Source organism: Ruegeria sp. SCP11, assembly GCF_040329455.1.
Classification (GTDB): Bacteria; Pseudomonadota; Alphaproteobacteria; order Rhodobacterales; family Rhodobacteraceae; genus Ruegeria; species Ruegeria atlantica_E.
The window spans coordinates 34,743-54,381 of the sequence record NZ_JBDZYG010000001.1 but is presented as its reverse complement, the minus strand read 5'-3'; the positions used below and the strand labels follow the sequence as shown (position 1 = coordinate 54,381).

Sequence of the window (19,639 nt, the reverse complement as noted above, 5' to 3'; positions counted from 1 at the left end):
GTGCAACAATAATTTCGGAGCACTACTGATGCAGGACCTCTCCCCCCGCGCGGCTGACCTGTTGGCGCAACGACTTTACGAGGCCGGGTGCCGTCACGCCTTTGGCATGCCAGGCGGTGAGGTCCTGACCCTGGTGGATGCATTGGAACAGGCAGGGATCAAGTTCCACCTGACCAAGCATGAAAACGCCGCAGGTTTCATGGCTGAAGCCGTGCATCACCGCGATGGTGCACCTGCGATTCTGGTGGCCACCCTCGGCCCCGGCGCGATGAATGGGATCAACGTTGTGGCCAACGCGCTGCAAGATCGGGTGCCGATGATCGTTCTGACCGGCTGTGTCGATGCGGATGAGGCGCTGACCTACACCCACCAGGTCATGGATCATGCGCAGGTCTACCGCTCAATCACTAAGGGGACGTTTACGCTGACCGCACAGGGGGCCGATATCGTCGCAGACAAGGCGGTTTCGCTGGCCAATCAACCCCGCCCCGGCCCGGTGCATATCGACGTGCCAATCTCGGTCGCGGATATGCGTGTTTCGGACGTCAAACGCCGCCGCCTGACCAAACCCGCCGCTGTCGCGCCCGAGGGAAATTGCGTTGAAAAGGCCCGCCGTTGGGTGGCCGAAGCCGAACGGCCCATCGCAATTATCGGGCTGGACGTCCTCTATGACGACTCGCGCAACGTGGTGCAGGCGTTCCTGGAACATTTCAGCATTCCCTTTGTCACCACCTACAAGGCCAAAGGCGTGGTGCCCGAGGATCACCCCCTGTGTCTTGGCGGCGCGGGCCTGTCGCCGCTGGCCGATAAACATCTGGTGCCGCTGGTCGAACAGGCCGATCTGGTGCTGTGTCTGGGCTATGATCCGATCGAAATGCGCCCCGGCTGGCGCGAGATCTGGGACCCCGAGGACAAACGAGTCATCGACATCTCAGCCGTGGTCAATGACCACTACATGCATCAGGCCGGGCTGAATCTGGTGGCGCATACCGGAGGGACATTGGAAGCCATCGCCAAGGGCAATCCCGCGCATGCAACATGGCCGGGCGGTGAGCCCGCTAAGGTCAAGGCCGCACTGGCGCAAGCCTTCCCCGTCGATGACGTATGGGGGCCCGCTGCCGTGATCGCAGAAACCCGCGCTGCGTTGCCTGCTGAAACGCTGGCGACCGCCGACAGCGGCGCGCATCGTATTCTGTTGAGCCAGATGTGGAACTGTTCCGAGGAACGCGGGCTGATCCAGTCCTCGGCGCTCTGCACCATGGGCTGCGCGGTCCCGATGGCCATCGGCCTGAAACTGGCCGAGCCCGACCGCCCGGTCATCAGTTTCTCGGGCGATGCCGGGTTCCTTATGGTTGCCGGCGAGCTTTCGACCGCAGCCGAGATGGGCGGAAATCCGATCTTTCTGGTGTTCGTCGATGCCAGCCTTGCCCTGATAGAGCTGAAACAGCGTCAGCGTCAGATGGGCAACAAGGGTGTCGATTTCGATCGTCACGACTTTGCCGCCATGGGACAAGCCTTTGGTGGCTATGGACATACCGTTCGCAACCGCGCAGAACTGCGGTCGGCGCTTGAACAGGCGGTCAAGGCCGACCGCTTTACCGTTATCGCCGCAGAAATCGAGCGTGGAGGATATGATGGCCGCATCTGAAGGACCGCTGAAGGGCATTAAAGTATTGGACCTTTCTCGCATTCTGGCCGGACCAACTTGTACGCAGCTATTGGGCGATCTGGGGGCGACCGTCATAAAGATCGAAAACCCCGCCACCGGGGGCGATGACACACGGCAATGGGGCCCTCCTTACGTTGAGGACGCCGAGGGCAACCGTTCGGACCTGAGCGCCTATTTCATGTCGGCCAACCGCAACAAGAAATCGGTGGCCCTCGACATTGCCTCGCCGGAAGGTCAGGCCGAGATCAAACGGCTGGCCTCGCACGCTGATATCCTGATCGAGAATTTCAAACCCGGCGGGCTGGCGAAGTACGGGCTGGATTACGCGACACTGTCGCAAGAGTTCCCCAGCCTGGTCTATTGCTCGATTTCGGGCTATGGCCAAACCGGTCCGAACTCCTCGAAACCCGGTTATGATCTTATGGCGCAAGGGTATGGCGGGATCATGTCTCTGACCGGCGATGCCGAAGGTCAACCGATGAAGGTGGCTGTAGGCATTGCCGATGTCGTGTGCGGGATGTACGCGTCAGTCGGCATTCTGGCCGCCTTGCGTCATCGGGATCAGACCGGCGAGGGCCAGCAGATCGATCTGGCCTTGGTTGATACGCAAGTGTCGTGGCTGATCAATGAGGGCGTGAATTATCTGACCTCGGGCCAGGTGCCGCAGCGACGCGGCAACGCCCACCCAAACATCGTGCCCTATGAGGTCTATGACACCGCGGATGGCCACGTTATTCTGGCGGTTGGGAACGACGGTCAGTTTCGCCGCTTTTGCGAGTTTATCGGCCACGCAGATCTGGCGGACGACCCGAGATATACCACCAACCCAGCCCGGCTGGAGCATCGCGAAACCCTCAACGCGATACTGCGCCCGGCGCTGCAATCCTACGACACCGCCACCGTGATCGCCGAGCTTGAAGCGCGCAAAGTACCGGTTGGTCCGGTACGGACTCTGGATCAGGTTTTTGCTTCGGATCAGGTCGCGGCACGGCAAATGCAGATCACCATGCAGGCCGGCCCGGGCGAGGTAAATCTGATCGGAAACCCGCTAAAATTTTCGCGCACACCGGTCACGTACCGCAGCGCTCCGCCGGAATTCGGGGCGGACACTCAGACGGTCCTGAACGCGGAAAACCCGTTCGAAGATTGAAACACAATGCCTAATTCGGCGGCATGTTGCTGAAACATGCCGTTGAATCGGCGGTTTTTTTCAAGTTTTCCACACACAGCTTTTCACCAATTCGAGAGCAGCGGCGATACTGATACGACGCCGTTAAAGTCTCTGCTACATCCATTATTGTAGAAATTTATAACTGGATCGGACCAATCGCATGAAACAAGATGTTTTCGGACAGATGAACACCCTCGGCCACCCGGCAAGTGTTGAGGCGTGGAACGGTGTCCTGCTTGGGTTCATGGCGCATTCGGCCAGCACTCCGGAACATCTGGGCAAAGTGCTTGAGCTTGAGCCTGACTTTGCGCTGGGACATGCGATCAAAGGTCTGTTCATGGTTCTGCTGGGTCGGCGTGAGATGACAGCGGTTGCGGTCGAAGCTTTGACGGCGGCGAATGCAGCCATGGAACGGCAACCGATTTCGGCGCGTGAAAAGCTCTACATTCGGGCATTGGAATTGTATTTGGCCGACCTGCCCTCGCAAGCGGTGCAGAAGTTCGAAGAGATCCTGCGCGCCCACCCCGAGGATACGTTGGCGATGAAGCTCAGCCACGCCACACGGTTCGTTCTGGGCGATGCGGCAGGCATGCGTCGGTCCATTGAACGTGTGATGCCCGCCTATGCGCCGGACCACGCCGGGCGCGGATATCTGCTGGGTTGCCACTCCTTCGCACTGGAGGAAACCGGCGCCTATGAAAAGGCCGAAATTGCCGGACGTCAGGCGCTGTGGATGGTGTCCGATGACGCCTGGGGTCTGCACGCCGTAGCCCACGTGCATGAGATGATGGGCAACGCGCAGCTGGGTCTGGACTGGCTGGCCGGGCGCGAAGATGCTTGGACCCACTGCAACAACTTCCGCTATCACGTCTGGTGGCACAAAGCGCTGATGCATCTGGACCTGGGTCAGGTCGATCAGGTGATGGAACTGTATGACAACTACATCCGTCAGGACAAAACCGACGACTACCGCGATATCTCGAACGCGACTTCGCTGCTCTCGCGGATGGAACTTGAAGGCATCGATGTGGGCAACAGGTGGGAAGAGCTGGCCGATCTCAGCGCCGCCCGAACCGAGGATGGCTGCCTGATCTTTGCCGATCTTCACTATCTGCTGGCGCTGACCGGAGACAACCGAACCCAGGCGACCAGCAAGATATTGCAGCGCATTCAGAAGGACGCGCAGCGCAATCAGGGGGATACCCCAATCCGCATGTCCGATCCGGGCGTCGCGGCAGCCAAAGGGCTTGAGGCCTTTGGCGACGGCCTCTACGGCGCCGCATTCGACTTTTTATCGAGCGCGCGCAATGGTATGCAACTGGCAGGTGGAAGCCACGCCCAACGTGATGTATTCGAGCGCATCACAATTGATTCCGGCTTGCGCGCAGGCCGTCTGGATGCTGTCGAGCGCATCCTGGACGATCGTCGCGCCAAACGTGCCGGTGGCGAGGACAATTACGCTCTGGCGCGCCGCGCATTGATCGACGCGGCACGTGACGACGGAGACGCACAAAGCGTCCCGGCTGAATAACAAAATAAAAAAAGACCAAAGAAGGACAGAATAAGTATGGCGACTGCTTCGCCCGCTTCTGATTTCGCGCCTGTGGCGGCCTCGGTGGCCGCCCCTGCAAGCGTGCGCGACCCGCGACTGGATTTTTATCGCGGAATCGCGATGTTCATCATTCTGATCGCGCATATCCCGAACGACCCTTGGGCAAAATGGATTCCCGCGCGGTTTGGCTTCTCGGACGCAACCGAAATCTTCGTGTTCTGTTCGGGCATGGCCTCGGCCATCGCCTTTGGCGGAGCCTTTGCGCGCAAAGGATGGTGGATGGGAACTGCCCGTGTCTCCTTTCGAATCTGGCAGGTTTACTGGGCACATATCGCGCTGTTCTTCTTTGTTGCCATGTCCATGGCCGCGCTGAACCAAAGCGGACTGTTTGAGAAAGACTATATCTCTGCGCTAAATCTGCAGCATTTCTTCAACGACCCTGCCCCGCAGATCGTCGGCCTGTTTACTCTGACCTATGTGCCCAACTACTTTGACATCCTGCCGATGTATCTGGTGGTTCTGGCGATGATGCCGCTGGTCATGGGGCTGTCACGGATCGGATTTTGGGCAGTTGCTATGGCGTCGGTCACACTCTGGCTGGTGGCTCAGACTGACGTCCTGGACCTTCCGGCCGAACCGTGGTCGAACCGCCAGTGGTTCTTCAACCCGTTCGGCTGGCAATTGCTGTTCTTCACCGGCTTTGCGTTCATGCGCGGCTGGATTCCGGCGCCTCCGGTGTCGAAAACCCTGATCTGGGCGGCGGCGCTATTCCTGATTTTCTCGATGCCGTTCGGATCGTGGAAGGTATTCACCTGGATCAACGCGGCGGCCCCTGATTTGGCCGACGAAATCCGCAAGGTCTGGCCTGTAACAAAAGAGCTCCGCGACAAGACCGATTTTGGCCTGTTCCGGTACCTCCACTTCCTGTCACTGGCCTATCTGGGCTGGGTCGTTGCCGGCGAACACGGCCACCGCCTGATCGCAACGGGGCAAGGAGCCGCCGCCAAGGTCTGGCAATTCCTGCTGACCGTGATCACCAAAGTCGGGCAGCAATCACTGGCGGTGTTCGTATTTTCCATGGCGGCAGCACGGCTTATTGGCGTCGGGCTAGACCTGAGTGGGCGGGATGTTGCCAGTGTGTTCGTCGCCAACATGATTGGATTTGCGATGATCATCGGCGTTGCTTACATGGCCGCTTGGTTTAAGTCACAACCTTGGAAGTTGAAAAAATGAATTTCACACGTCGCGCATTTCTGGCCTCAACTTCGGCGCTTGCCTTTGCGCCAGCCACATTTGCCACCGGTGGGGACACCCCCTTTGACCGCAATGACGTCATCGCGATGGCCCGGGATTTGGCGAGCCGCCCCTATGCTGAGCGCGAGATGGTGCCGCAGGAATGGCAGGACCTGACGTACCAGCAATACCGCTCGATCCGGTTCCGCCTGGACCGCGCGCTGTGGTATGAGACCGAGACGCCTTTCAACGTCGATTTTTTCACCCCCGGCCTGTACTTCCCGCGTACGGTTAAGGTGATGACAGTCGAAAACGGGATGGCCTCGCCTGTCGCCTTTGACCTGAGCATGTTCGACAAATCCGAGGACGTGCCGGAATTGCCGATCGACGACACGCTGGGTTTTTCCGGCCTGCGCCTGCGCACCGAAATGCACCGACCCGGCAAGACCGACGAATTCTGCGTCTGGCAAGGAGCCAGCTATTTCCGCGCCATTGGCCTGCACGAAGTCTACGGCCTGTCCGCCCGCGGTCTGGCCCTGAAAACCGGCGACCCGGATGGCGAGGAGTTCCCCGAATTCATCCGCTTCTGGCTGGAGCGCCCGAAACCCGGTCAGCGTGAAATGGTCGTCCACGCGCTGATGGACAGCCCCAGCGTAACCGGTGCCTATCGGTTCAACGTCACCGCAGGCGCGGATTGCGTCATGGATATCGAGGCCACCCTGTTCCCCCGCGAGGAATTGCCTCATGTCGGCATCGCGCCCGGAACCTCGATGTTCCTGTTCGACCAGACCAACCACAGCCGGTTTGACGATTTCCGCCCCGCCGTCCATGACAGCGACGGCCTGATGATCCGCAACGGTGCCGGAGAAGTTCTGTGGCGACCGCTGGCAAACCCAACGCGCCTACAGATTTCGTCCTTCGTCGATATGAACCCGCGCGGGTTCGGGCTGATGCAGAGGAAACGCAAGTTCTCGGATTACGCCGATCTTGAGGCGAACTACCACAAACGCCCGGGCCTATGGGTCGAGGCCAACGGCGACTGGGGTAAAGGCACCGTAACGCTAGTCGAAATTCCGGCCGATCAGGAAATTTATGACAACATCGTCGCCTATTGGCGTCCAATGGAACCCTATGCAGCAGGAAGCCAAGTCGACCTGTCTTATCGCCTAATCTGGGGTGAAGAACCTCAGCGCACCCCGATGCCGCGCGTAATCAACACAGCGATGGGTGAAAACACATTTGGTGAAGGGCGTCTGGCCGTCATCGACTTTGAAGAAAGCGAGCTGTTCGACGACCCCGAAGCGATGACCGTCTTTGTGGATTCGCCCCATGCCGAAACCTCCGAGGGCGTGCTGCAACGCAACCCCGACACCGGTGGTCTGAGGCTGGCGTTTTCGTTCGAACCGGGCGAGCGCAACCACGTAGAACTGCGTGCGCAATTGCTGAAGGACAAACAGCCGGCCTCTGAGGTCTGGCTCTACCGTTGGACCGCATGACCCAAGATTTGCATATCATGCCGCCCGAGGCGCCCATGGCCATGCCCGCGCAGGATTTTAGCACGGGCTTCCGGGACGCGCAGGTGCCCGAGGGAAAAAACCCTTCCGCTGGATTCTGGCGCGCTCTGGCGTTTTCACCCGCTATGGCAGCGACTCTGGGCCTGCTCTGGGTGATGAGCGATTGGTTCGGAGCCGAAGGCATCAACCTGATCGAAGCGATCCTGCTGGCGCTGATCTCGTTTAATTTCTTCTGGATTTCCTTCACGGTCTGCACCGTTCTGCTGGGCATGGTGTCCCTGTCGCGGCAAGAGCAACCGAAACGCGAGGGGCGACCGCAGCCTCTGCGCGTTGCTTTGTTGATGCCGGTTTACAACGAAGTGCCGTGGAACGTGCTGGGCAATGCCCGCACCATGCTTGAGGACCTGCGTGCGCGTGGCGGCCAGCACCACTATGCGATGTTCATCCTGTCCGACACCCGCGATACCGAGATCGCGGCACAGGAGCAGGCCAGTATCGAGGCGCTGCGCACCACCCTCGCCCCTGGGCTAGAGCTGTATTATCGCCGCCGTGCTGAAAATAAGGACCGAAAGGTGGGCAATATTGCTGACTGGGTCAGCCGCTGGGGCGCGGATTGGGACGCTATGTTGGTAATGGACGCCGACAGCCTGATGACCGGCCGCGCCATCCTGCGCCTAACGGACTCACTGGCGCGCGATCCGGGTGCAGGTTTGATCCAGAGCTACCCGCAACTGATCGGTGCGCAATCGGTCTTTGCCCGGATGCAGCAATTTGCCAATGGTGTCTATGGCATCGCCTTTGCCGAAGGTCTGGCGCGCTGGTGCGGGCAGGAAGGCAACTATTGGGGTCATAACGCCATCATCCGAACCAAGGCCTTCGCTTCGAGTGCGGGTCTGCCGAAGCTGCGTGCCTTCAACGGTCAGGAAAAGCTGATCATGAGCCACGATTTCGTCGAGGCTGGTCTGCTGCGCCGCGCCGGATGGGGTGTGCGTTTTCTGCCTCGTATTCGTGGCTCTTATGAGGAAACTCCACCCACGTTGATCGACCACGCGCTGCGTGATCGCCGCTGGTGTCAGGGCAACCTGCAACACCTGAAGCTGCTGGGCTCGGCTGGGTTCCGCGCCGTGACACGGTTCCACATGTTTCATGGTGCGGTAGGATACCTGATGTCCCCGCTGTGGTTTGCGCTGCTGGTGATGTGGGCGCTGATCGGTCAGGGCGAGGACGCGTCTGTCCTGCATTATTTCAGCCCCGACAACCCGCTCTTCCCGCAATGGCCCGAGATGACGGAAACCCGTCACGTGCTGATCATTCTGGTGATGTACGCTATGTTGCTGGCCCCGAAAGTGTTAGGTGTTCTGGCCTTGCCCCTCAGCGGTGTGCGATACGCGGATTTCGGCGGCGGCTCAAAATTCCTGACCTCCTTTCTCGCCGAGGTGATCCTTTCGATCCTCTATGCCCCAATTCTGATGGTGCAGCAGATGATCGCGGTTTTCCGCACCGCTCTGGGCCTGCAAAAAGGGTGGTCCCCGCAGGCGAGGGATGGCGGCAGCTATGGCCTGAAAACGCTGGTCATGTGCCACACGCTGGAAACCATCAGCGGCATCGCGCTGAGCGTTGGCATCCTTTCGGGCCTCGTATCGGCTTGGCTAGCTCCGATCGCCATCAGCCTTGCGCTGGCGATCCCTCTGTCCGCGCTCAGCGGTGTTTCGGCCGGAGCCGCCCGCCGCGTGGTCGGGATGAAAGAGGATGTCCGCGAGCCTGCCATCACCCGCTCGGCCCGGCGTCATCGGGATGAATTGAAGCGCTTGATCGAAGGCAAAGGCGTAATGACCCCTGCCGAGTGACTACCCGCCCGGCAGGCCTTCGTACCAATCGACCATCATATCCGCCCAACCCTGCGGTACATTGTGACCGCCGGGAAACAGCGCAAATTCCAACGCGCTGCCCTCGGCGCATCCGCTCCAGTAACGGCGCATGAATTGGCCGGCGGTGGCAAAGCCGCTGGGTTTGGTGTCGACGCATTCATTCGCGACACGCCAGATTTCCAGGCCTGCAAAAATGTCCCCCTGATGGAACCGCCCCCCGCCCAGAATGCGCCCCTCCAGAGGCACCACATTGTCGGTCCAACCGTGAGTGTGAAACATCCGCACCGGACCTTCGCAGCTATCGGGATGTGGGCGCCAGAACCCACCGGACACCGGCACATAGGCCGAGAACGTATCAGGTGCCGCACAGGCGAGGTAATAAACCATGAAAGCGCCCGCCGAGAATCCGCCCAGAACCACACGGTCAGCATCCACGCCAAAGCGGTCCGAGGCGTCCTCAACTACCTCGGACAAGAAGGCGGGTTCATCGCGCCCTTCCCATCCGGGAAAAAAGTTCCAGCTTTGGCGGCCATTCCTTTCAGACCCTTCGGGTGCCATCACCGCGTAACCCCGCGCCAAGAGCGGCTCGACCATATTGCGGTTCTTCAGGGTGCCGGTCGCCGAGCCGCCATAACCGTGCAGAAACACCACCAAGGGCGGATTTTCCGCTTCGGGTAGCTCTATGTGATAGCCACCGGACGCGGTTTCACACATACCCTCCCGATCGGCGCAAGCGGCCAGTGTCGCCTGAGCTGTTAGTGCCAACCCGGTTACCAACGTGAATGCCCGGATCATCCTGTCTCTCCTGTATTGTACTCAACCGGCAGCCCGGCACGCACCCATCCCGGCCCTGCGGCCGACCCCAGCATGCCCTCGGGCACATCAATGACGTTTGTAAACCCCGCCTCGGTCAAGCGGTTGCTCAGGCGGGCTGATCGCACACCGCGCGCGCATATCAGCGCAACCGGAGTTGCGCGGTCTCCTCCAATCAGCTCTGCCAATGCCTGCTCGAAATCCTCGCGGCGCATGTCCAACGGATGCGCTCCCTTGCCAATCCCAGTGGCCTGCCATTCGCGCGGTGTTCGGATATCCACCAAAAGGATATCGCCAGACAACGCCCGTTGATGCGCGTCTGTGACGCTCAGCTTTCCGCCTACATAGTCCTGGGGGATCAGGCGGTATTCCCGAATGGCAAAACCTGCGGCGATGGCCGCGCCGCCGCCCAACAGAACCCATCGGCGTGTTCGGTTCGCTTTTTCTGACAAGCGGCATCCTCCTGATCCGACGCATCGTGTTTACCACAGCCCTGATTTCGAATCCGCGTCGAAATTCAGCTTAAGGATCAAGTTCGCGTCATTTTTTCGCACCCAAAACTGTGGTCTAATCACAGCCCTAGAACTGAGTGAAAGTCTTGCAATAGCTGGACACTTAGAAAATTATCCTTACAAAATTAATACTACTTTTGACCGCTCAGACCGGAGTATCGCACTTGTCCCTATTCCTCATCGCGGCCCTTCCCTTCCTCGGAGCTGTTTTTCCAGCCCTCCTGATCCGGGCAGGACGAAACGCAGCAGCATCAGCCGCCGGGCTGACCACCTTTCTGGCTCTTATGGGGCTGTTGATCCACATCCCTTCGGTCATGCGCGGAGAAGTTGTAACCGCACGGTTTGAGTGGATACCGGCACTCGGTCTGAATGCAAACTTCATGCTGGACGGGCTTGGGTTTCTATTTGCGCTGCTGATCCTGGGGATCGGTTTGCTGATCATCCTTTATGCGCGGTTCTACCTGTCGCGTGAGGACCCGATGGGGCAATTTTTCACCTATTTGTTGCTGTTTCAGGGCGCGATGGTCGGAATTGTTCTGTCTGATAACGTTCTTCTTCTGCTTATTTTCTGGGAACTTACATCGCTCAGCTCATTCCTGCTGATCGGCTATTGGAAACACCTACCCGAGGGCCGCCAAGGCGCACGCATGGCGCTGGCTGTGACCGGCGGCGGTGGGTTGGCGATGATCGCCGGGATGCTGATCCTTGGCAATATCGTAGGCTCCTACGACCTCAGCGTCATTCTGCAGAACAAAGAACTGATCCAGGCCTCGCCCTATTACATGCCCGCGTTGATACTGATCCTGCTTGGTTGTTTCACCAAATCGGCGCAGTTCCCGTTCCATTTCTGGTTGCCCCACGCAATGGCCGCGCCGACGCCGGTTTCGGCCTATCTGCACTCGGCAACGATGGTGAAGGCCGGATTGTTCTTAATGGCACGAATGTGGCCGGTTCTGGCCGGCACTGATGCGTGGTTCTACATCGTCGCGACGACGGGTCTGGTGACCATGTTGATCGGAGCCTACATCGCACTGTTCAAAGATGACCTGAAGGCGCTTTTGGCGTTTTCGACCGTGTCGCATCTGGGTCTGGTGACAATGCTGCTGGGCTTTGGCACCAAGTTTGCCGCCGTGGCAGCGGTGTTCCACATCATCAACCACGCAACCTTCAAATGCGCGCTATTCATGACCGCCGGGATCGTTGATCACGAAACCGGAACCCGCGACATCAAACGTCTGGGCGGGCTGCGCCACCTGATGCCGATCACCTTTACCATCGGCATCATTGCCGCCCTGTCCATGGCAGGCCTGCCACCGCTGAACGGCTTCCTGTCAAAAGAAATGATGCTGGAAGAGACCGTCCACACCACTTGGCTGAACTCACACTACCTCGTACCCGGTCTCGCGCTGCTGGCAGCGCTGTTCTCGGCGGCTTATTCCTTCCGCTTTATCAGTCATGTCTTCCTTGGCCCGCAGCGCACCGATTATCCGCACCCCCCCCATGACCCGCCGGTTGGTCTTTGGCTGGCCCCGGCCTTCCTTGTGGTGCTGGTCGTTCTGATTGGCCTCTATTCGGCGGCGATCGTCGGACCTCTGGTCGCGGTCGTTTCGAGCGCCGTGATCGGCGGAGAGAAGCTGCCCTACTACTCGCTGAAACTGTGGCATGGCTTCACGCCCGCGCTTTTCATGTCGATTGTGGCCACGTTGGGCGGTTTGTTCCTGCTGGGCCTGCACCGCCGCGGAGAGCAACTGTGGAACTCCCTGCCTCGCCCCGAAGCCAAGGTTATCTTCGAGGCCATCATCGGCGTGCTGACCACGCTCAGCCGTTGGATCACCGACACGCTGCATAATGGTGTGATCAGCCGCTATGCGATCATCCTCGTCGCCTTCACCCTGGGGCTTGGCTACTACGCCTACACAACCGGCACGATTGGTCCTGTGACCCGCGACCCCCTGCCCATCCAAGTCATCCCGTTTATCGGCTGGATTTGTCTGGTGGGCGCGACGCTGGCGATCATGTGGTTCCATCGCAACCGCCTACTCTCGTTGGTGTTGATCGGTGTGGTTGGTCTGATCGTCTCAATGGCGTTCAACTACCTCTCGGCCCCGGATCTGGCACTGACGCAGATCTCGGTCGAAGTGGTGACGATGATCCTGTTGCTGCTGTCTCTGAACTTCCTGCCCACGGACACACCATGGGACAGCAGTGCCGCGCGGCGCTGGCGGGATGCAGCGATCTCGGTCGTGGCTGGTCTTGGCACCGGTGCGTTGATCTACGCGCTGATGCTGCGAGACTTCGCCTTTCCGACGATCTCGGACTTCCATCTGGCGAACTCGTACAAGGGCGGTGGCGGCACCAACGTGGTCAACGTGATCCTCGTGGACTTCCGGGGCTTTGATACCTTTGGCGAGATCATCGTTCTGGGTATCGCCGCGTTGATCATCTTCGCCTTGACCGAGTCCGTTCTGGGTTCGAATGTCCGTGCCTATTTGCTGAACCGCAAGCCGCACTGGCCGCAATCGGGGGACTCACATCCGCTGATGATGGTTGTGGCGACCCGCGTGATGATGCCGATTGCCCTGATGGTCGGGGCCTACATCTTCTTCCGCGGTCACAACCAACCGGGCGGCGGGTTCATCGCCGGCCTGGTCGTCGCAATTGCGTTCCTGATGCAATACATGGCCAGTGGCTATACGTGGGCCATCGAACGGCAGAGGTTCTATTACCACGGGACTATCGGCTGGGGCGTTCTGATCGCGGCAGCGACCGGCATAGGCGCCTGGTTCAACGAACGCCCATTCCTGACCAGCGATTTTGGCTATCTCAACTGGCCACCACTGGAAGAGTTTGAATGGGCCACTGCCATCCTGTTCGACACGGGAGTGTTCCTCGCGGTTTTGGGCGCGGTGATGCTGGCACTGGACAGCCTGTCGCGATTTGCCTGGCAGCCCGGTATGGCACAGGAATTCCCGATGGACATCAACCCGCTGCGGGACGACCTGAAAGAAGAAGAAAAGAAGGAGCAGGCCTGATGGAAGCGCTCGTAGCCTCAGCCGTAGGCATCATGACCGCCGCCGGGATTTTCCTGATCCTGCGCCGCCGCACATTCCCCGTGATCCTCGGGCTATCGCTAATCACCTATGCGGTGAACGTGTTCCTGTTCGCAACCGGGCGGCTGGCACTGGACGCACCTGCCGTTCTGAACAAATACGAAGACGTCCCCTACACCGATCCGTTGCCGCAAGCTCTGGTGCTGACAGCCATCGTGATCTCGTTCGGGATGACGGCGGTGATCGTGATGATCGCCCTGTCCGCTTACCTGTCCTCGAAAGATGACCATATCGACATGACCGCGCAGGACAGCGTGGACGGCGCAGGAGAAGACGCATGAATCACTGGATCGTAGCGCCGATCGTCCTGCCCGCGATCCTGGCTCCGTTCATCATCATGGTCCTGAGATACCATCTGGACCTGCAGCGTATCTTCTCGGTCGCTGGTGTCGTGGGTTTGCTGGGCATTGCCCTGACCATTACCGCGCAGGCCGCGGGTGGGGATATTCAGGTCTATGAGTTAGGCAACTGGCCCGCCCCCTTTGGCATCGTCATGGTTTTGGACCGTTTGTCGGCCATGATGGTACTGCTGACCGCCCTGCTGGCCTTGCCCATTGTGCTATATGCTATCGCATCCGGCTGGGACGAGCGTGGCAAGCATTTCCACGCATTGCTCCACTTTCAGCTTATGGGTGTTTGTGGTGCCTTCCTGACCGGCGACGCGTTCAACCTATTCGTGTTCTTCGAGGTTCTGCTGATCGCCTCATACGGCTTGATGACGCATGGGGGTGGGTCTGTAAGGCTGAAGGCCGGGGTGCAATATGTTGCGTATAACCTGATCGGCTCGACCCTGTTCCTGTTTGCGCTGGGGACGCTCTATGGCGTGACCGGAACACTGAACATGGCGGATATGGCAGTTCGCGTCGCTGAGCTGCCCGCGGATGATACGGCTCTGCTGCGTGTGGGTGCGGTTCTTTTACTCTTGGTGTTCTGCATAAAGGCTGCCGTTCTACCGCTGCATTTCTGGCTACCGGCAAGTTATGCGAACGCCCCCCTGCCCGTGGCCGCGCTGTTTGCGATCATGACCAAGGTCGGTGCCTATTCGATCCTGCGGATGTACACACTGGGCTTCGGTCCCGAAGTCGAGGCAACGCAGGGTTTGGTTGGCGCCTGGCTGCAACCTGCCGCTATGGTAACGCTGGCTATTGGCACAATCGGCATCTTGGGCGCACAGCACATTGCGCGAATGGTCGCGTTTTGCGCCATCGCCTCAATGGGTACCTTGCTGATCGCAATTTCGCTGTTCACGGAAACCGCCACTGTCGCCGCGCTTTACTACATCTATCATTCGACCCTTGCGACAGCGTTGCTGTTCCTTGTGGCCGATCTGGTGATGGAGCGCAGGGGTGGAGCCATAACACCCAAAGCACCGATGCCGCAGAGCGGGCTGATCTCGGCCCTGTTCTTTGTGGGCGCGATCGCGCTGGCAGGTATGCCGCCGTTGTCCGGCTTTATCGGCAAACTTCTGGTGCTGGACGCAGCGCGTGATGCACCGGATGCAAACGCGATCTGGGCTGTAGTCCTGATCGGGTCTTTCGTTACCATTGTCGGCTTGGCACGCGCAGGCACGTTGATCTTCTGGAAAAGTCATGCTGCAGAGTACAATCCCGCGCCTCAGGACGAGGACGAAAATGCCACCGCCCAGCCCGCGCCCGAGCCAAACCCTGGCCTCGCGTTTACAGCTGTCTTTGGCGCCATCCTGGGCCTTGTTATGCTGACCTTGTTCGCGGGACCTGCATTAAACTACGCTGGCAAAACGGCCGAACAGCTGTTCACCCCCGAAGATTACATCTCGGCCGTATTGGGAGGAGAAGAATGATGAGGCTTCTGCACCGGATTTTTCCTCACCCTCACCTGACCTTCCTGCTAACGGTCGTGTGGGTTCTGCTAGCCAATAACGGGTCGCTGAACTCTCTGGTCTTTGGCCTGATCCTGGGGATCATCATCCCTTTCATCACGCAACCCTACTGGCCCGACCGCCCCAAGCTGCGCAATTGGCCGATGGTGGTGGAATACATGCTGGTGGTGCTCTGGGATATCGTGATCGCCAACATCACCGTGGCCCGCATCATCCTGTTCAAACGTGACGCCGACCGGCAACCCAATTGGATCTGCATTCCGCTGGAACTGCGCACACCTGAGGCGATCACTGTGCTGGCCGGAACCATCACCATGACCCCCGGCACCGTCAGCTCTGACCTCTCGGCGCAGGGGCATAACCTGCTGGTTCACTGTCTGGACGCACCCGACCCTGACGCAGTACGAGATCAAATCAAACAACGCTATGAGCGCCGTCTGAAGGAGATTTTCGAATGATCGGAGTTGCGATCTGGTTTGCCTTCGCCTGTTTTGGAACGGCCATCATGCTGTGCCTCTATCGGATCATCTCGGCCGAGGGGGTCGGCACCCGCGTTCTGGCTCTGGATACGATGGTGATCAACACCATCGCGCTGATGATCCTGTACGGATTGGCCTTGGGCACCGAGATTTTCTTTGAGGCCGCCATGATCATCGCCATGCTCGGCTTTGTCTCAACCGTGGCCTATGCGCGCTTCATGCTGCGCGGCAACATCATCGAGTGAGGGCGACATGGAATTCATTTTCGAACTGCTGATCGCCTTCTTTCTGATCGTCTCGGGCATTTTCGGCTTTGTCGGCTCTTACGGGATGATCAAGCTGAAAGACCCAATGTCGCGCCTGCACGCGCCCACCAAGGCGACGACCCTTGGTGTGGGTGGCGTCTTGCTTGCGTCGATCGGCCACTCGGTCCTGCTGGAGGGCAAACTCTCCCTGCATGAGCTTCTGATCACTCTGTTCCTGTTCCTGACGGCACCGATCACGGCTCTGTTCATTGCTAAGTGGCACATACACCGCCATGAAAAACCCAGCGATCTGCCGGATGCGGGTGAGGACGAGCTTTGGGCCACTCACGCGGTCGAACAGGTCGAAGACGTTCCAGACCACAGCAAGACCTGATTTCCATGCACCAACCTCCGCTGCCCCTGACCCGTGATCTGGTTCTGATTGGCGGAGGGCATACTCACGCGCTGGTTTTGCGAAAATGGGGCATGAACCCACTGCCCGGCGCACGGGTGACTGTGATCAACCCCGGCCCCACCGCCCCTTATTCCGGTATGCTGCCCGGTTTTGTCGCTGGGCACTACAAGCGACCGGAATTGGATATCGACCTGGTGCGGCTGGCACGGTTCGCCGGAGCGCGCGTTATCCTCGGCCCGGTCGAAGGGATCGACCCGGAGCGGCGTCAGGTATACGTTCCGGGCCGTCCGCCGGTGGCATTCGATGTTGCCTCGGTCAATGTGGGGATCACCTCGGACATGCCTGCCCTGCCAGGGTTTGCCGAATACGCCGTTCCGGCAAAGCCGCTGGGACCGTTTGCATTGCATTGGGCGGGGTATCTGGCAAGCACCGGCCCCGCCTCGGTCGCAGTGATCGGCGGTGGCGTCGCCGGGGTCGAGCTGGTGATGGCGATGGCGCATGCCCTGCGCGCGAAAGGGCGGGCGGCGCAGGTGACACTGATCGACAATGCCTCGGCCTTGACCGCGACCGGAGACAAAGCTGCTACAATCATTCGACAGGCCATGGCCGACCTGGGTGTTGAGCTTCTCGAAAACACGAACATCTCACGTGTCAAGAAAGATCATATTGTTTTAGACGATGGGCGCGAGATACCGGCCGCCTTCGTAACCGGCGCCGCCGGAGCGCGCCCTTATGACTGGATCGCCCAGACCGGCTTTGAGTTGCACAACGGTTACATCCGCGTGAACGACCATCTGCAATCCAGCGTCCCCACGATCTTTGCTGCCGGGGATTGCGCACACTTGTCCGAAAACCCGCGCCCCAAGGCCGGGGTCTACGCAGTGCGTGAAGCCCCTGTGTTGTTCGACAATCTGCGCGCCGCCTTGGGCTCAGGGAAGATGCGGAAATATCAGCCGCAAAAGGATTACTTGAAGCTGGTCTCATTGGGCGGCAAATCAGCACTGGCAGAGCGGTTTGGCACGTCGTTTAGCGGGCCGTTGATGTGGAAATGGAAGAACCACATCGACCAGAGCTTCATAAACCAATTCCGCGACTTGCCGGACATGGTGCGTCCTTCTCTACCGCGCCTTCACGCAGCGGGATTGAAGGAGGCGCTAGGCGAAAAACCCATGTGCGGCGGCTGCGGGGCCAAAGTCGGGCCCGGCGCGTTACAGGCAACGCTGGCCAATCTGCCTGCGCCAAAACGCGCAGATATTACCCCCCTGCCCGGTGACGATGCCGCCCTTCTGACAACCGGCGGTGCGCGACAGGTGATGACCTCCGACCATTTGCGTGGCGTCACCAATGATCCCGTGCTGATGGCCCGCATCGCGGCCGTTCATGCGCTGGGGGATATCTGGGCCATGGGCGCCAGCCCGCAAGCGGCAACCTCGACGATCATCCTGCCTCGCATTTCGCCTGAACTACAGCACCGAACAATGGCCGAGATCATGGCCGCAGCCACCGAAGTCATCCGTGATGCAGGGGCCGAGATCGTCGGCGGCCACAGCTCGATGGGGGATGAGATGACCATCGGATTCACCCTGACTGGCCTGTGCGAACAGGACCCGATAACCCTGTCGGGCGCCCGTCCGGGGGACGCGCTGATCCTGACCAAACCACTGGGCAGCGGCGTGTTGATGGCCGCAGAAATGGCCGGTCGGGCCGAGGGACACTGGGTTGCCGAGGCTTACCGACAGATGGTTCACCCACAAGGTAAAGCGTCCCGCATTCTTTCCGCAGCCCATGCAATGACCGACGTGACCGGCTTTGGTCTTGCCGGACATCTGCTGGGGATGTGTGAGGCGTCAGATTGCGGCGCAACGCTTGATCTGGACGCGATTCCACTGATGGCTGGCGCGCTGGAGCTGAGCGCGCAGGGTGTCCGGTCAACAATTTTCAATGAAAATCGAAGCCTCGCCCCTAAGCTGCCGTCAGGCGACAAGGTAGACCTGTTGTTCGACCCGCAAACAGCCGGAGGACTGCTGGCCGCCGTCCCGTCAGATCAGGCGAATGGGCTGTGTGAAAAGCTTAGGCACGCAGGTTATCCTGCGATTGTTATCGGGCACCTGTCAGACACCCCGGGGCTGCGCCTTCAAAGCTGATCCAGAAGATGTTCAACTCGGGCGGCCATGTCATTCAAACCAGCCTGGTCCAGCGACATCGCCTCCACTTGGGCGATTATTTCAACCCTGCGCGCTCGTCGAGACTTCGTGTAGGCCGGATCGTAATGCTGTTCCATCAAAGCTTGCGTCAGCGCCAGTTTGTCTTTGGCATCAATCAACGAGAGCCAGCCATCCACCACCTCATGCCCTCGATGAGACCGCAACGGTGAGAGACGTTCGCGCAACCGCTCACCGTCGGACAGGATGTCATCATAAGCGCGGGCCAGATAGGCGGTGCGTGCTTCGATTGGTGCATGCACCTGAATACGCGGCGCGCGGCACAACGCGGTCCAAAGGCTAGGTGGCAGGATCAACGAGCCGATTTTGGACGACTCCGCCTCGACCACCACCGGACGCATCGGGTCCAGCTTGCACAATTCGGCGGCCAGAGCGGACTCGAAGGCTTTCTGACTGGGCTGCCCTCCCGGCATTTCACCCAACAAGGACCCGCGATGGTTGGCCAGCCCCTCAAGGTCCAAAACCTGTACACCGCGCAATTTCAAATGTGCCAGCAGCTCGGTCTTGGCCGTCCCTGTATACCCGTCCAAGGCAACCAACTGGTGCGGTAGTGGATCGTCGTACAAGAACCGATTAACCAGACGTCGATAGGTTCGATATCCGCCCTCGACCACCTCGGCCCGCCACCCGATTTGCTGCAACATCCAAGTGAAAGACCCTGACCGCTGCCCGCCGCGCCAGCAATAGACCAAAGGCTTCCAGCCGCCCTCGTGATGCGACAGGCTGTGTTCGATGTGATTGGCTGCGTTGCGAAATACCAGCGCCGCGCCCAGTTTGCGTGCCAGAAACGGGTTTTGCTGGACATAGATGGTGCCAACCTGAGCACGCTCTTCATCGTTCAGAACCGGAAGATTGATAGCACCGGACAAGTGGTCCTCCGCAAACTCCGCTGGGCTGCGCACATCGATCACGGTGTCGAACTCATGCGCATAAAGGCCGGGCAGGTCGCTGAATTTCAAAGCCATGTCAGAGGTCTAT

The 19,639-nt window shown here is 59.5% G+C and carries 16 protein-coding genes; 13 read left to right on the top strand and 3 right to left on the bottom strand.

The genetic code is table 11. The features are described 5' to 3' along the window. Window positions 1–28 precede the first annotated feature (28 nt). From ABLN94_RS00250 to mdoH, 6 genes are all read left to right on the top strand, one after another. Window positions 29–1,648, top strand: coding sequence for a thiamine pyrophosphate-binding protein (locus ABLN94_RS00250; protein WP_352988084.1), 1,620 nt, complete (start codon window positions 29–31; stop codon window positions 1,646–1,648). Continuing rightward, window positions 1,635–2,819, top strand: a complete 1,185-nt coding sequence (locus tag ABLN94_RS00245) for a CaiB/BaiF CoA transferase family protein (protein WP_352988082.1) — start codon at window positions 1,635–1,637, stop codon at window positions 2,817–2,819. The genes ABLN94_RS00250 and ABLN94_RS00245 overlap by 14 nt, the downstream gene beginning before the upstream one ends. 181 nt (window positions 2,820–3,000) lie before the next feature. Further along, entirely contained in the window at window positions 3,001–4,371 is a 1,371-nt protein-coding gene (locus ABLN94_RS00240) for a tetratricopeptide repeat protein (RefSeq protein ID WP_352988080.1), read from the top strand. A 36-nt stretch (window positions 4,372–4,407) separates the two neighbouring features. Next, window positions 4,408–5,625: an OpgC family protein gene (locus tag ABLN94_RS00235; RefSeq protein WP_352988078.1), complete on the top strand. Its 1,218-nt coding sequence runs from the start codon at window positions 4,408–4,410 to the stop codon at window positions 5,623–5,625. Further along, window positions 5,622–7,121 (top strand): glucan biosynthesis protein, encoded by a 1,500-nt coding sequence (locus tag ABLN94_RS00230; protein WP_352988076.1) that lies wholly within the window; start codon window positions 5,622–5,624, stop codon window positions 7,119–7,121. Before ABLN94_RS00235 ends, ABLN94_RS00230 begins: the two co-directional genes overlap by 4 nt. Next, complete coding sequence (gene mdoH / locus ABLN94_RS00225; protein WP_352988074.1) at window positions 7,118–8,986, top strand: glucans biosynthesis glucosyltransferase MdoH; 1,869 nt, start codon at window positions 7,118–7,120, stop codon at window positions 8,984–8,986. The genes ABLN94_RS00230 and mdoH overlap by 4 nt, the downstream gene beginning before the upstream one ends. Here mdoH and ABLN94_RS00220 read toward each other — a convergent pair whose 3' ends face one another. Together ABLN94_RS00220 and ABLN94_RS00215 are read right to left on the bottom strand one after the other, a co-directional pair. Beyond that, window positions 8,987–9,802, bottom strand: coding sequence for an alpha/beta hydrolase family esterase (locus ABLN94_RS00220; protein WP_352988072.1), 816 nt, complete (start codon window positions 9,800–9,802; stop codon window positions 8,987–8,989). Next, window positions 9,799–10,272, bottom strand: a complete 474-nt coding sequence (locus ABLN94_RS00215; RefSeq protein ID WP_352988070.1) for a rhodanese-like domain-containing protein — start codon at window positions 10,270–10,272, stop codon at window positions 9,799–9,801. Before ABLN94_RS00215 ends, ABLN94_RS00220 begins: the two co-directional genes overlap by 4 nt. A 224-nt stretch (window positions 10,273–10,496) precedes the next feature. On the opposite strand from ABLN94_RS00215, the gene ABLN94_RS00210 reads away from it, so the two are divergent. The 7 genes from ABLN94_RS00210 to selD are packed head-to-tail and all read left to right on the top strand — an operon-like array spanning window position 10,497 to window position 18,583. Beyond that, window positions 10,497–13,364, top strand: a complete 2,868-nt coding sequence (locus ABLN94_RS00210) for a monovalent cation/H+ antiporter subunit A (protein ID WP_352988068.1) — start codon at window positions 10,497–10,499, stop codon at window positions 13,362–13,364. Beyond that, entirely contained in the window at window positions 13,364–13,723 is a 360-nt protein-coding gene (locus ABLN94_RS00205; protein ID WP_352988066.1) for a Na+/H+ antiporter subunit C, read from the top strand. Before ABLN94_RS00210 ends, ABLN94_RS00205 begins: the two co-directional genes overlap by 1 nt. After that, window positions 13,720–15,261, top strand: coding sequence for a monovalent cation/H+ antiporter subunit D (locus ABLN94_RS00200; RefSeq protein WP_352988064.1), 1,542 nt, complete (start codon window positions 13,720–13,722; stop codon window positions 15,259–15,261). The genes ABLN94_RS00205 and ABLN94_RS00200 overlap by 4 nt, the downstream gene beginning before the upstream one ends. Then, on the top strand, window positions 15,261–15,758 hold the full coding sequence (locus ABLN94_RS00195; protein ID WP_170490952.1) for a Na+/H+ antiporter subunit E: 498 nt from the start codon (window positions 15,261–15,263) through the stop codon (window positions 15,756–15,758). Before ABLN94_RS00200 ends, ABLN94_RS00195 begins: the two co-directional genes overlap by 1 nt. Continuing rightward, window positions 15,755–16,024, top strand: coding sequence for a K+/H+ antiporter subunit F (locus ABLN94_RS00190; RefSeq protein WP_170490478.1), 270 nt, complete (start codon window positions 15,755–15,757; stop codon window positions 16,022–16,024). Before ABLN94_RS00195 ends, ABLN94_RS00190 begins: the two co-directional genes overlap by 4 nt. Window positions 16,025–16,031: 7 nt before the next feature. Beyond that, window positions 16,032–16,418: a Na+/H+ antiporter subunit G gene (locus ABLN94_RS00185; protein ID WP_352988061.1), complete on the top strand. Its 387-nt coding sequence runs from the start codon at window positions 16,032–16,034 to the stop codon at window positions 16,416–16,418. A gap of 5 nt (window positions 16,419–16,423) precedes the next feature. Then, a complete protein-coding gene (selD, locus tag ABLN94_RS00180; protein WP_352988059.1) occupies window positions 16,424–18,583 on the top strand; it encodes a selenide, water dikinase SelD in 2,160 nt (719 codons plus the stop codon). Here selD and mnmH read toward each other — a convergent pair. Next, the gene (mnmH, locus tag ABLN94_RS00175) at window positions 18,574–19,626 is read right to left on the bottom strand and encodes a tRNA 2-selenouridine(34) synthase MnmH (protein WP_352988057.1); all 1,053 of its coding nucleotides are present in this window, start codon (window positions 19,624–19,626) and stop codon (window positions 18,574–18,576) included. The two genes, selD and mnmH, sit on opposite strands and share 10 nt — an antisense overlap. Between the last annotated feature and the right edge of the window lie 13 nt (window positions 19,627–19,639).

Excerpts from the sequence above, each read along its gene's own strand:
- ABLN94_RS00250 (WP_352988084.1), top strand. The coding sequence starts at position 29 with ATGCAGGACCTCTCCCCCCGCGCGGCTGACCTGTTGGCGCAACGACTT.
- ABLN94_RS00245 (WP_352988082.1), top strand. The coding sequence starts at position 1,635 with ATGGCCGCATCTGAAGGACCGCTGAAGGGCATTAAAGTATTGGACCTT.
- ABLN94_RS00240 (WP_352988080.1), top strand. The coding sequence starts at position 3,001 with ATGAAACAAGATGTTTTCGGACAGATGAACACCCTCGGCCACCCGGCA.
- ABLN94_RS00235 (WP_352988078.1), top strand. The coding sequence starts at position 4,408 with ATGGCGACTGCTTCGCCCGCTTCTGATTTCGCGCCTGTGGCGGCCTCG.
- ABLN94_RS00230 (WP_352988076.1), top strand. The coding sequence starts at position 5,622 with ATGAATTTCACACGTCGCGCATTTCTGGCCTCAACTTCGGCGCTTGCC.
- mdoH (WP_352988074.1), top strand. The coding sequence starts at position 7,118 with ATGACCCAAGATTTGCATATCATGCCGCCCGAGGCGCCCATGGCCATG.
- ABLN94_RS00220 (WP_352988072.1), bottom strand. The coding sequence starts at position 9,802 with ATGATCCGGGCATTCACGTTGGTAACCGGGTTGGCACTAACAGCTCAG.
- ABLN94_RS00205 (WP_352988066.1), top strand. The coding sequence starts at position 13,364 with ATGGAAGCGCTCGTAGCCTCAGCCGTAGGCATCATGACCGCCGCCGGG.
- ABLN94_RS00200 (WP_352988064.1), top strand. The coding sequence starts at position 13,720 with ATGAATCACTGGATCGTAGCGCCGATCGTCCTGCCCGCGATCCTGGCT.
- ABLN94_RS00195 (WP_170490952.1), top strand. The coding sequence starts at position 15,261 with ATGAGGCTTCTGCACCGGATTTTTCCTCACCCTCACCTGACCTTCCTG.
- ABLN94_RS00190 (WP_170490478.1), top strand. The coding sequence starts at position 15,755 with ATGATCGGAGTTGCGATCTGGTTTGCCTTCGCCTGTTTTGGAACGGCC.
- ABLN94_RS00185 (WP_352988061.1), top strand. The coding sequence starts at position 16,032 with ATGGAATTCATTTTCGAACTGCTGATCGCCTTCTTTCTGATCGTCTCG.
- selD (WP_352988059.1), top strand. The coding sequence starts at position 16,424 with ATGCACCAACCTCCGCTGCCCCTGACCCGTGATCTGGTTCTGATTGGC.
- mnmH (WP_352988057.1), bottom strand. The coding sequence starts at position 19,626 with ATGGCTTTGAAATTCAGCGACCTGCCCGGCCTTTATGCGCATGAGTTC.